This window comes from Bacteroides mediterraneensis (assembly GCF_900128455.1).
Lineage (GTDB): Bacteria > Bacteroidota > Bacteroidia > Bacteroidales > Bacteroidaceae > Phocaeicola > Phocaeicola mediterraneensis.
The window spans coordinates 3,933,071-3,946,291 of sequence record NZ_LT635783.1; the positions used below are offsets into that span (position 1 = coordinate 3,933,071).

At 48.6% G+C, this 13,221-nt stretch carries 7 protein-coding genes; 5 read left to right on the forward strand and 2 right to left on the reverse strand.

The window, feature by feature from the left end; genetic code table 11:
* Window positions 1-508: 508 nt before the first annotated feature.
* Genes BQ7480_RS16785 through BQ7480_RS16800 form a run of 4 tightly spaced genes read left to right on the forward strand, consistent with a single transcriptional unit; the run spans window position 509 to window position 10,036 of the window.
* On the forward strand, window positions 509-2,821 hold the full coding sequence (locus tag BQ7480_RS16785; RefSeq protein ID WP_072543745.1) for a glycoside hydrolase family 20 protein: 2,313 nt from the start codon (window positions 509-511) through the stop codon (window positions 2,819-2,821).
* Between the two features lie 26 nt (window positions 2,822-2,847).
* On the forward strand, window positions 2,848-4,851 hold the full coding sequence (locus BQ7480_RS16790; protein WP_072543746.1) for a family 20 glycosylhydrolase: 2,004 nt from the start codon (window positions 2,848-2,850) through the stop codon (window positions 4,849-4,851).
* 9 nt (window positions 4,852-4,860) lie between these two features.
* A complete protein-coding gene (locus BQ7480_RS16795) occupies window positions 4,861-8,445 on the forward strand; it encodes a glycoside hydrolase family 2 TIM barrel-domain containing protein (protein ID WP_072543747.1) in 3,585 nt (1,194 codons plus the stop codon).
* A 49-nt stretch (window positions 8,446-8,494) separates the two neighbouring features.
* A complete protein-coding gene (locus tag BQ7480_RS16800; RefSeq protein ID WP_235816748.1) occupies window positions 8,495-10,036 on the forward strand; it encodes a sulfatase family protein in 1,542 nt (513 codons plus the stop codon).
* A gap of 81 nt (window positions 10,037-10,117) precedes the next feature.
* Here BQ7480_RS16800 and mnmA read toward each other — a convergent pair whose 3' ends face one another.
* Window positions 10,118-11,248, reverse strand: a complete 1,131-nt coding sequence (gene mnmA, locus BQ7480_RS16805; RefSeq protein ID WP_072543749.1) for a tRNA 2-thiouridine(34) synthase MnmA — start codon at window positions 11,246-11,248, stop codon at window positions 10,118-10,120.
* Between the two features lie 18 nt (window positions 11,249-11,266).
* Window positions 11,267-12,073 (reverse strand): 4Fe-4S binding protein, encoded by an 807-nt coding sequence (locus tag BQ7480_RS16810; RefSeq protein WP_072543750.1) that lies wholly within the window; start codon window positions 12,071-12,073, stop codon window positions 11,267-11,269.
* Between the two features lie 120 nt (window positions 12,074-12,193).
* Between BQ7480_RS16810 and ruvB the strand changes: the two genes are divergently transcribed.
* Window positions 12,194-13,219: a Holliday junction branch migration DNA helicase RuvB gene (ruvB, locus tag BQ7480_RS16815; protein ID WP_072543751.1), complete on the forward strand. Its 1,026-nt coding sequence runs from the start codon at window positions 12,194-12,196 to the stop codon at window positions 13,217-13,219.
* Window positions 13,220-13,221 lie beyond the last annotated feature (2 nt).

The window sequence follows — 13,221 nt, forward strand, 5'->3', positions numbered from 1 at the left end:
GATGAGTGGAAGAGAGTTATGGGAAATTTCCCTGATGTTTAAGGTCGGTGGATATGGGCAGGAGAGAAAAGTGGGTTCGTTGCTTTACTGGTTCCATGAACCGTTGGGAAGAAAACGGATAACTATTTGAACGTTTTTTACGTTTCCCTTGGCCGAACCGTATGTTTTCTTGCCGGGAAACGTATGGTTCGGCTACGAGAAACCTACGGCTTCTGGACGGAAAACATAAAAGTGGTCCTGTTGCTTTCCCAAAAAGGATGGGACGGTTTCTATATATTTTGTTTGTAAGAATCAGCCGTATTCATCCGTTTAGCTTGAGCTTATAGCTTAATAGATATTTTTAAGACTTAAAAATCAGGAGTAAAGGATTTGAATAAGAAGAAAAATGCATATTTTTGTACTTAAATTTAAAATCCTTAAATAAATAGTATGGGAAAATCTCTTCATTTTATTTGTTCTTAGTTTGAAGTACCTTAAATTTATATTTATAATGCCCCTAGATTGAATTATGAACAGACTGTTTTTTATAAGTCTACTGAGCTTTTTTATTTTTGCCACAGACAATTTATCCGCACAACATCCGGTGAATCTTGTTCCGGCTCCTGTACTATTGGAGGAAGGAAATGGTTCTTTCCAGCTTACGGAAGAGACGGTTATTTCTGTGGAAAATGAGGAACAGGAAAGTCTAGCTTCTGATTTCGCTGATTTGTTTACAGTTCCAGCCGGATTTACTCCTGGCGTAGAGATTGGGGCTGCGAATGCGGCAATCTCATTGATTACCGACCGGAATTTGAGGAAAGAGGCCTACCGGCTGGAGGTGACAGAGAGGGGTATACGGATGTATGCGTCTGAGCCGGGTGGTTTCTTTTACGCTTTTCAGACGTTGAGGCTGTTGTTACCTTCGGACATAGAAGGAACAGCTTTGGCGAATCAGGAGTGGAAGGTACCGGCTGTCAGTATGAAGGATGAACCACGTTTTGGTTATCGGAGCATGATGCTGGATGTGGCACGATGCTTTATTCCGAAGGAGGAGGTTTTGCGTATTGTAGACTGTATGGCAATGTTGAAGCTGAATACGTTGCACCTTCACTTGTCGGATGATACGGGCTGGAGACTGGAAATCAAGAAATATCCCCGGTTGACGCAGGTCGGTGCGTGGAGAGTGGACAGAGGAAACTTGCCGTTTTATGCCCGCCTGAATCAGCAGGAGGGAGAAAGGGCCACATTGGGCGGATTTTATACACAGGACGATATGGCGGAGATTGTGGCGTATGCCATGGACCGTCGGATTACGGTAATTCCGGAAATTGATGTGCCGGCTCATTCGTGTGCGGCACTGGCTGCTTATCCGGAGCTGGCATGTCCCGTAGTGAAAGACAAAATTACGGTTCTGCCCGGATTGGGAGGGCGTAATCCGGAGATGATTTATTGTGCCGGGAATGAAAAGGTCTTTACGTTCTTGCAGGATGTGATTGATGAGTTGTTGCAGTTGTTTCCTTCTCCTTATATTAATATGGGAGGAGACGAGGCAACCAAGACTTATTGGAAAGTGTGTCCGTTGTGCCAGAAAAGGATGCAGGAGGAACACTTGAAAGAGGTGGAGGATTTGCAAGGGTATTTTATGGGACGGTTGAACGATTATATCCGGAGCAAAGGACGTATGCTGATGGGTTGGGACGAACTGACTAACAGCCGACTGCCTGAGGGGGCTGTCATTTTGGGCTGGCAGGGACTCGGCAATGCGGCATTGAAGGCGGCGGATAAAGGGCTGGACTTCGTGATGACACCGGCTCGCATACTTTATCTGATCCGTTATCAGGGACCTCAGTGGTTTGAACCGCTGACTTATTTCGGGAATAATACGATGCGGGGAATATATGATTATGAACCTGTGCAAGCCGGTTGGAAGCCGGAATATGAGAAACATTTGCTGGGGGTGCAGGCTTCCATGTGGACGGAGTTTTGTTCCACTGCCACGGATGTGACTTATATGATATTCCCTCGTCTGGCGGCACTGGCCGAGGTGGCATGGTCGCCAAAGGGAACCAAAGACTGGGAGCACTTCCAGATGGGACTGGATAATTACCTGGCACATTTGGAGAAGAAAGGAGTGGTTTATGCCAAGTCGATGTTTAATATTCAGCATACGGTGATGCCTGAGAATGGAAAACTGCGGGTAACACTGGAATGTGAGCGTACGGACGTGAAAATACGCTATACGCTTGATGGAAAGGAACCAGACATGTATTCTCCTGTATATACGGAATCCTTAAGTTTGGAGAAGGGGACTACTTTGCGATGCGCTTCGTTCCGGCAAGATATGAGAGCCGGAGAAATCCTGACACTGTCGCTGTCGGGCAATAAGGCAACGGGAAAACCCGTACTGAGCGAGAACCCAAGGACTGCCTTGCTGACGAATGGGGTACGGGGGAGTCTGCGTCAGTCTGATTTTGAGTGGTGTACGTGGGATAATCTTTCATCGGCTACTTTTACGGTAGATTTGCAGAAGGTGGAACCTGTGCAGAAGGTGGTATTGGGGTGCCTGACGAATTATGGGATGGCAGTACATAAACCTAAGTATCTGAAAGTGGAAATTTCGGAAGATAATCGCTGCTTTACCCAAGTAGGACAACGCGATTTTTCGGAAGAGGATATCTTCAGAAACGGGAACTATGTGGAGGATGTGACTTTTACTTTCAATAAGCGGAAGGCCCGCTACGTACGGGTGACGGCAAAGGGTTTTGGGGTTTGTCCTTCCTATCATTATATGCGTCCCGGGCAGCCGGCACGTTATTATTTTGACGAAATACAAGTGGAATGAGAATGATAAATTTTAAATCTGATAGAATGAAGCATCTGATTGTATGTAGTGTGATGTGGCTGTGTGGATGGATGGTGGCTATGGCCCAAAGTGTTCCACAGGTGATTCCTGCGTTGCAGCAGTGGAAGCCGGCTAAAGGTAAACTGGTGTTGCCGGAATCGGGCAAGGTAATCGTTTCTTCTGACGAGGAGGAAGCATTAAAGCAAAGTGCCGAAATATTGGTACAGGACCTCAAGGAAATGTTCGGTTGGGATTACCGTGTGGTTGCCGGTAAGAAGGAAAAGGGAGCAGTGTTCCTGGCCTTGAGTAAACCGGATGAGACTTTGGGTGACGAAGGCTATCGAATGGATATCCGGAATGAAGTGACGATTGAAGCCCCGACTTCAAAGGGGGTGTTCTGGGGAACACGCACCCTGTTACAGATGATCCACAATCAGTCGGAAGGGCTGATGAAGGGCCGTGCTACGGACTTTCCCTTGTATCCCAACCGGGGATTCATGATTGACGTGGCCCGTAAGTTCTTTACGATGGATTATTTGCGAGATTATGTGAAGATTCTTTCGTTCTATAAATTAAATGAACTGCAAGTTCACTTGAATGACAACGGCTTTGTGGAGTTCTTTGGAAATGACTGGAACAAGACGTATGCGGCTTTCCGTCTGGAGAGTGAGCGCTATCCGGGACTGACAGCGAAAGACGGTTCTTATACGAAGGCGGAATTTCGGGATTTCCAGAAGATGGCGGCCTCGTACGGGGTCAATGTGATTCCGGAGATTGATGTGCCGGCACATTCCTTGGCTTTCACCCATTATAATCCCCGGTTGGCGGCGGATAATAAGGCATACGGAATGGATCACCTGGATTTGTATAAACAGGAAGTCTATGATTTTGTGGATTCTCTTTTCGATGAGTATCTGTCGGGAGAAGACCCGGTGTTTGTGGGACCGGAAGTGCATATCGGAACGGATGAATATAACCAGAAAGAAGCGGAGCAGTTCCGTCATTTTACGAATCATTATATGGATTTTGTATCCAAGTATGGCAAGACTCCTCGTTTGTGGGGAAGTCTGAACGTTATGAAAGGAGAAACACCTGTTGATTTGAAAGGGAAAGTGGTAAGTGCCTGGAATTATAACTGGATGGATGTGAATACCTGTCTGGAGGCTGGTGCAAAGGTGGTGAATCTTTGTGACGCACTGTTGTATCTGGTGCCGGCCGTAAATTATTATCATGATTTCTTGGACTATCAGTGGTTGTATGAATCGTGGATGCCCGAAATGATGAGGAAAGAAGATTCGAAGATGGCAAAACGTCATCCTAATTTTTTGGGAGCGATGATGGCTGTATGGAACGACCGCGTAGGCAATGGCATCAGCCAACAGGATGTGCATCTCCGTACCTTCCCAGCCTTGCAGGTAGTTTGTGAAAAGATGTGGAAAGGAGAAAATGTAGAGCAGGTGCCGTATGCGCAGTTTGAGGCGCTTTGTCAGTCTACTCCTGAAGCGCCGGGAGTCAACTTGCTGGCGAAGGTGCCCCAACGTACAAATCTGACGGAGACAGGCAAAGAAGTGGCGCTTTCGGGGACGGATACGCTTACCACTTCGATCGATGAAATCGGTTATCCTTATGCCGTGGAGTTTGAGATTTGTCCGGATGCTGTTCCGAATGTGGATGCCATTCTTTTCAAAGGACCTCATTCGGAGTTTGTGACCAATTGGCAAAATACGGGTAAGTTCGCTTTCCGTCGTGACGGGTATGAGTTTGTGTTCCATGCCTATCGTTTGCCTGTCGGCAAGTGGACAAAGGTACGGGTAGAAGGAGACGCAAAAGGGACTTCCTTGTTTGTAGACGGACAACTTCAGGAAAGACTGGAAGGACGTGTAGGAGAAGCATTCAATGCTAGAAGTCAGAGAAAGGACCGTATATGGTATCAGGAAACCTTGATATTCCCCCTGAAACAGTTGGGCGATGTCCACATGGGATTCAAGGGAAAAGTAAAGAATTTAATATGTATTCCACTTAAAAAATAGTACGATTCTATGGTGAAATTTTATCATTTTATGCTCATTGTGGGACTGTTGATTGGGACCACGATGAACGTATGTGCACAAAGCAGATACGATAAGCACAAGTTGTATCATGTATCACCTTCCAGTGCTTTGAACAAAGCATTGGGATATGAGGCTGATGCGTCGTCTGTCATATTGAAGTCTTTGAGTCAGACCGACCAGGGGCAGCAATGGAGTATTGACGAACTGTCGGGAAGTTTCCGGTTGGTAAACGTGTTTGACAACAAAGCCTTGCGCGCAGATGTAGACCATAAGGTGCTTGCAGTAGCAGAAGTCAATGGAAGTGACGAGGCGCAGTTATGGACTATACAGAAGGCAGATAAGTTTGTACGGTTGGTGCCGGCCAATACGCCTTCCTTGATGTTGGTGTGCCAGAACGGACGCTTGACACTGGCCGACCGGAAGAAGGTGGAGAAGATGGAAACTTCACTGTTTCAGATACAGGTGAGCAGTATGCCGATGCCGGAAGGAACGGGGATGGCAGCACGCGAAAAGGTATATTGGGAGGATGAGACCCGTTTCGAAGAGAATAAGGAAGCCGGTCATGCCACGTATATGCCTTATCCTTCTGAAAAGGATATGTTGAGCGACAAGGCGTTTTACGACCGTCCTTGGGAAGAGGTGCATAACCCAGCTTATATGTTGTTGAACGGTACATGGGCATTTCATTGGGTGCCGGAGCCTTCTCAGCGTCCACAGGATTTTTATAAGGAAGACTTTGATATTTCCGGTTGGGACAGTATACCGGTGCCGTCTAACTGGGAAATGCAGGGGTATGACCGTCCGATTTATGCGAATGTAGAATATCCGCATGCCAATACGCCGCCTTATATCCAGGCCCGTAAAGGTTTTAATGATGGAGGGAAGAATTATGGTATCAATCCGGTCGGTTCGTATGTGCGTACTTTCAAGCTGCCGGAGGGATGGAACGGAAAACGTACGTTCATCCATTTTGGGGGTATCTACAGTGCTGCTTTCGTGTATTTGAACGGAAAGTATGTGGGATATTCACAGGGCTCTAACAACGTAGCCGAGTTTGATTTGACCCCGTATTTGAAAGCAGGTGAGAACCGGCTGGCGGTACAGGTGTTCCGCTGGTGTGACGGCTCGTATCTGGAATGTCAGGATATGTTCCGCATGAGTGGTATTTTCCGGGATGTGTATTTATATAATGTACCGAAGGTAAGCGTACGCGACCATTACATCACTTGTTTGCTGGATAAAGAAAAAAGCTACGAAAGCGGTACCATGAACGTGAAACTGTCGTTGGACAACCGTGACAAGCTGAAGGGAAGCAAGAACCTGCTGGTTCGTCTGCTGGATCCGGAAGGCCGTAAGGTGGCCGAATCGGAGGTGGCTGTGAAATATGCGCCTTCTTCTCCGGTGAGTGTGGCCAATGTGTCGTTCGATTTGTCGGGTCTGTCATTATGGACGGCAGAGACTCCTTCGTTGTACACGGTACAGGTGATACAGCGTCAGGGCGGCAAAGACGAAATGGCGTTTTCTACGAAATATGGTTTCCGAAACATTGAAGTGAAAGGTTCCTTGTTGTACCTGAACGGGAAGCGGGTGTTCTTCAAGGGAACGAACCGTCATGATACGCATCCGATGTATGGACGGGCGGTGACTACCGAATCGATGCTGTGGGATGTGCTGACCATGAAGCGGAATAATATCAATACCATCCGTACGTCGCATTATCCGAATGCGGCCAAGATGTATGCCATGTTCGACTATTATGGCTTGTACACTATGGATGAGGCTGACTTGGAAGACCATGCCAACCAGTCCATCAGTGACATGGTATCGTGGATACCGGCGTTTGTAGACCGTATTGACCGGATGGTGTTGCGCGACCGTAATCATCCGAGCGTCATTTTCTGGAGTCTGGGTAATGAGGCTGGAGGCGGTGAGAACTTCCGTGACTGTTATGCAGCTGCCAAAAAACTGGACAGCCGTCCGGTGCATTATGAAGGTACACGCGACGGAAAATCATACGGAGGTAACCGTTTCAGCGATTTCTATTCCAAGATGTATCCAAGCATGGACTGGATGGATGAACACGTGAGTGCATTCGAAAAACCTCTCTTTGTTTGTGAATATGCGCACGCCATGGGAAATGCCATCGGTAACCTGAAAGAATATTGGGAAAGTATTGAAGGCAGTAAGGCTACGATTGGAGGAGCCATCTGGGATTGGATAGACCAGGCGATTTACGAACCTCATGAAATGAAGAAAGGGATTTATCGCTTGCATACAGGGTATGACTTCCCGGGCCCGCACCAAGGTAACTTCTGTTCAAACGGTATCGTCCCGGCCACACGGGAAGAATCACCGAAGCTGAAGGAAGTGAAAGCCATTTATCAGTATGTAGGCTTCAAGTGTCTGGGTATGGATGCGGCACATAATGTAGCCAATATCCAGGTGACCAATAAATATGCGTTCCTGCCGTTGAACGGATTCGATTTGAAGTGGGAGACGGTAAAGAATGGAGAGATTGTGGGAGCTGACAGCTTGAAACTGGATGCGGTTCTTCCGGGCGATTCTGTGGCTCTCAGCCTGAAGCTGGCAGGTGTCAGTCTGTCGAATGCACAGAAGAATGGCGACGAGGTGATGGTAAATCTGCATGTGCGGATGTTGTCGCCTACCGTATGGGCAGAAGCAGGACATGAGGTGGCTTCCCGTCAGTTTGAACTGACTGAACGGGCAGCATTGCCGGAACTGGCTGCGAAGAAAAAGAAAAACAACTGGGACATTCGGGAAGATGAAAAGCAGGTTTCAGTGGCGAATGAAAAGGTACGTGCCGTATTCGACAAGGCTACAGGCCAGCTGACCCAGTTGTCTATGGGCGGTAAAGATATCATCAGCCACAACGGTGGTTTCCTGTACGACAATCATCGCTGGATTGAGAATGACATGTTCAAGGAACTGGCCAACGGACTGGATGCGGCCGGCACATGCGAAGTGAGCACGGAAAAGGGAAAGGTACAGGTTCGTACTTCCCGTGGAGGCTCTTTGTGTACTACCAACATTGTGTACACTTTCACTCCGGACGGTGTGTTGGATATGGATGTACGCTTCTCTCCGCAGACTGCCAATTTGCGCCGTTGCGGACTGGTATGCTTGCTGGATTCTACGCTGACGCAGGTAAATTACTACGCACATGGTCCTTGGGAAAACTACGTAGACCGGAAGGATGCTTGTCCGGTGGGCCGTTACACTACTACGGTAGACGAGATGGGCGGAAAGTATGTCAAACCGCAATCCATGGGCAACCGGGAAGGCTTGCGCAGTCTGGATTTGACCGACATGTCCGGTAAAGGTATTCGTATCCAGACGCAGGGCAATGTGTCGTTCTCTGCGTTGCGTTACACGGACGAGGACTTGATGAACTGCAAGCATACCTGGGAGCTGGAGAAACGCCCTTACGTGGTGTTGCACCTGGATGCCGCACTTCGGGGACTGGGTAACGCAAGCTGCGGTCCGGAGACCATGCTGAAATATCAGATTCCGCAGAAACCGATGAGTTATAAACTTCGTATTTCCGCTTTATAAATCAGAATAACCTAGAAATAATATGAATAAACTTTATCCTCTGGCCGGTATGGTAACCCTATCGGCTGTGACCACCGCCTGTCAACAGGCTGACAAGCAAGAGAAGAAGCAATACAACATTGTGTACATCATGACCGATGATCATACGGCGCAGATGATGAGCTGTTATGACACGCGCTATATGGAAACCCCCAATCTGGACCGGATTGCAAACGAAGGTGTGCGTTTTACCAACAGTTTTGTGGCCAACTCGCTGAGTGGTCCCAGTCGGGCTTGTATGCTTACTGGAAAACATTCTTGCGGCAACAAGTTCTATGATAATACGACTTGTGTGTTCGACAGTGCACAGCAGACGTTCCCGAAGCTTTTGCGTAAGGCCGGTTATCAGACAGCCATTATTGGGAAATGGCACCTGGAAAGTTTGCCTTCTGGCTTCGATTACTGGGAAATAGTGCCGGGGCAGGGGGATTATTACAATCCGGACTTCATCACTCAGGAGAATGATACTATTCAGAAACATGGGTATATCACCAACCTGATTACGGACGATGCCATCGATTGGCTGGAGCATAAACGGGATGAGAAGAAGCCTTTCTGTCTGATGATTCACCATAAGGCGATTCACCGAAACTGGATGGCGGATACCTGCAACCTGGCCTTGTATGAAGACAAGACTTTTCCGTTGCCGGATAATTTCTTTGATGATTATGAAGGGCGTGAAGCAGCTGCGGCACAGGAAATGAGCATCGTAAAGGACATGGACATGATTTATGACCTGAAGATGCTTCGCCCGGACAAGGATTCCCGTTTAAAAAGCCTGTATGAGAAATACCTGGGACGCTTAGACAGTGCGCAGCGTGCGGCCTGGGATAAATTCTACGGTCCGATTATCGAAGATTTCTATAAAAAGAATCCTAAAGGAAAGGATCTGGCCAACTGGAAGTTCCAGCGTTACATGCGCGACTACATGAAGACGGTCAAATCACTGGATGACAATGTGGGTCGTGTGTTGGATTACCTGAAAGAAAAAGGGCTGTTGGAAAACACGTTGGTGGTCTATACTTCCGACCAAGGTTTCTATATGGGCGAACATGGCTGGTTCGACAAGCGCTTCATGTACGAAGAATCCATGCATACCCCGTTGATTATGCGTCTGCCGGAAGGCTTTACCCGCAAGGGAGACATTACGGAAATGGTGCAGAATATCGACTATGCACCTACTTTCCTGGAATTGGCGGGAGTGGAAGTTCCGTCGGACATGCACGGAGTCTCTTTGCTGCCTTTATTAAAAGGAGAGCATCCGAAAGACTGGCGCAAGGCTTTGTATTACCATTTCTACGAGTATCCGGCCGAACACATGGTGAAACGGCATTACGGAGTACGTACAGACCGTTACAAGCTGATTCATTTCTATAATGATATTGATACATGGGAGCTGTATGACTTGCAGGAAGACCCGCACGAAATGCACAACTTGTATGGTCAGAAAGAATATGAGGGAATCGTGACGGAACTGAAGGCGGAAATGGCTAAACTGCAAGAGCAGTACAATGACCCGGTACGTTTTTCTCCGGATCGTGACAAAGAATAATCTTTAAAGTTTGGATAAAAAAAGATGCCCGGACGGCTTGTGAGGAGCAGTCCGGGCATCTTTTTTAGGTATAGGAGTGATTTATTTCAGGAATTTCGCTTCGTTTTCGGCACCTATCTTTTTGATGGCTTGCTGGAAAGCGATGAATCCTCCACCCAGTACCCGGTTGCCTTCGTAGAACACAGCCGACTGGCCGGGAGTGATGGCGGAGGCCTCTTGTTGGAAGCGGACCAGCAGTTGTCCGTTCTCCAGCAGAATTACCTGGCAAGGAATCGACCGGCTACGGTAGCGGATACGCACAGCCAGGTCCTTACAACTGAGCAGCTCGTCCAGACTGGCCACATTATAATCCTCTACTAGCATATACTGGGTCTTGAGCTGGTCGGCATCTCCCAGCATGACTGTGTTTTTGGCCGGATTGATTTTCAATACGTATGCCGGTTTTCCCAAGGCGATTTCCAATCCTTTCCGCTGTCCGATGGTGTAGTAGGCGAAACCTTTGTGCTGTCCCAGTTTCAGCCCTTTGCTGTCGACAAACCATCCCGGACCGATTCTTTCGTCAATGTCGGGGCAATGTTCTTTCAGAAATTCCCGGTAGTCTTTTTCGATGAAGCAGATTTCCATGCTTTCTCCTCCACGGGCTTTGGCCTCGAAACCTTTTGAGGCGAGGTAATCGCGTACGCTGGCCTTCGTCATGCCGCCAAGAGGGAACATCATCCGTTTCAAAATTTCTTGCGGCAGTTTCCATAGAAAATACGACTGGTCTTTCAGGGGGTCGTCGCCGGTCAGGATGTAGCGATAACCATTGATATCTTTTAACTGGCAGTAATGTCCCGTGGCAATCCAGGCACAATTGCACCGGTCGGCCCATTCACAGAGAATCCGTTCCTTGAACAAGGGATTGCACATTACACAAGGGTTGGGGGTACGTCCCCGCATGTATTCATCGATGAAATACTGCACAATGACCTGACGGAACTCAGTCCGTACATCGGCCACATGGTGTTCGATGCCCAGACGGGCAGCCAGCTGTTGTGCCTCAATCACTTCATTGGGCCGGTCGTTTCCTGGGGTAAAATGAGACGCGACATCCCAGGTACGCATGGTCACGCCTACTACCTCATATCCTTGTTCCTGCAGCATGATGCAGGCAGCCGAACTGTCGATGCCTCCACTCATGCCGACCAAAACTCTTTTTTCTCTTTCTTTCATGTAAACGGTGGGTTGAGATTAGAAAAACAATTCCGGTTGACGGCGGGTACTGCACTTTTCGTGGAGGATGGCCGCAAACGGGGTACTGAACTTACGGGCCTCGTTCGGACAATATTTCACGCAGGCACAACATTTGATGCATCTATGGATGTCCGTTTCAATGCCAGTCTGGTCTGCATTGAATTGAATGGCATGGGTGGGGCAGACTTCGATACATTCTCTACAAGCGAAACAGCTCTCTGTACAGGTGGGGCATGCAGGGGCACCCGGTGTCCATGGTTTATAGGGAAAGTTTCCTTTGACGGCCAGTTCGGGAATCGGAGCGTTGGTTGTGTGCAGGCGGTTCCATTTATCCAGGCTAGTTTTACCAAATTCGCGAGCCTGCTGCAGGTCGTCCGTGTCCGGTCGTCCGGCGGCAATGGGCAGTTCGGGCGTGCTGTAACTGTGCTCTCCAATGAAGGCTCCGGCAGTGAGAGGCATGAAGCCCAGGCTGATGGCTGTATCCCGAAGTTCCAACAAAGCGTCTTCATAATCCCGGTTGCCATATACGACCACGAGAATCGCAGGAGCCCCGTTCCCTTTAAGACGTTGCAAGCGTTGAAGTGCGAGAGCGGGTACACGTCCGCCGTACACCGGGGTTACAATGACGCACAATTCTCCTTCCATCTCGATTGGAGAGGAAGATTCATCCAAGGTCAGGTCGGTTTCCATTCTTCTTCCCATTCCGATACCTTCCCCGATGGCCCGTGCGATTTGAGCCGAGGTGTGGGTGGGGGAGAAAAAAATCAGTCGGTTTCCATTCAGTGGGGTAGTGGTTGATGTCATAAGTTCAATCTGTCAATTTTTGTAGCAGACAAAAATACAATATATAAACGAAATTCGGGATTCTTCATCGGGGATTCTTCTTTTATTCGTACTTTTGTGACCAGACTTTTAGACGAATTTATGGAAGAACAGTTTGATATACGCGATTACAAACCAACCGGAAAGGAGCGTGACTTTGAAAACGCCCTTCGTCCACTCCAGTTTGAGGACTTCAGCGGGCAGGACAAGGTGGTGGACAATCTGCGCATCTTTGTAAAAGCGGCACGGCTTCGGGCGGAAGCGCTCGACCACGTATTGCTTCACGGTCCTCCCGGACTGGGGAAAACCACACTGAGTAATATCATTGCCAACGAACTGGGGGTAGGGTTCAAGGTGACGTCTGGCCCGGTACTCGATAAACCGGGTGATTTGGCTGGGGTACTGACCAGTCTGGAGCCTAACGACGTGTTGTTCATCGACGAGATTCACCGGCTGAGCCCGGTAGTGGAGGAGTACCTGTACTCGGCTATGGAGGACTACCGCATCGACATTATGATTGACAAAGGCCCTTCGGCCCGTAGCATCCAGATAGACCTGAACCCGTTCACCCTGGTGGGAGCCACGACCCGCAGTGGATTGCTGACAGCTCCGCTTCGTGCCCGTTTTGGTATCAACCTCCATTTGGAATATTACGATGATTCCATTCTGACGCGCATCATCTTGCGTTCGGCACGTATTCTGGATGTGCCTTGCGATATGGATGCAGCGGGAGAAATCGCTTCCCGCAGCCGGGGAACCCCGCGTATTGCCAATGCCCTGTTGAGGCGTGTGCGCGACTTTGCGCAGGTGAAAGGTTCGGGACGGATTGACGTGGAGATTGCCCGTTTTGCACTGGAAGCCTTGAACATTGACCAATATGGACTGGATGAGATAGACAACAAAATTCTGTGTACACTCATCGACAAGTTCAAGGGAGGTCCGGTGGGACTGACTACCATTGCCACTGCCCTGGGAGAAGATCCCGGTACTTTGGAAGAAGTGTATGAGCCCTTCCTGATAAAAGAAGGATTCCTGAAACGTACACCCCGAGGTCGTGAGGTGACCGAACTGGCATATAAACATTTAGGAAAAAGTAAATATAACAGTGAAAAGACCCTGTTTGATTAATT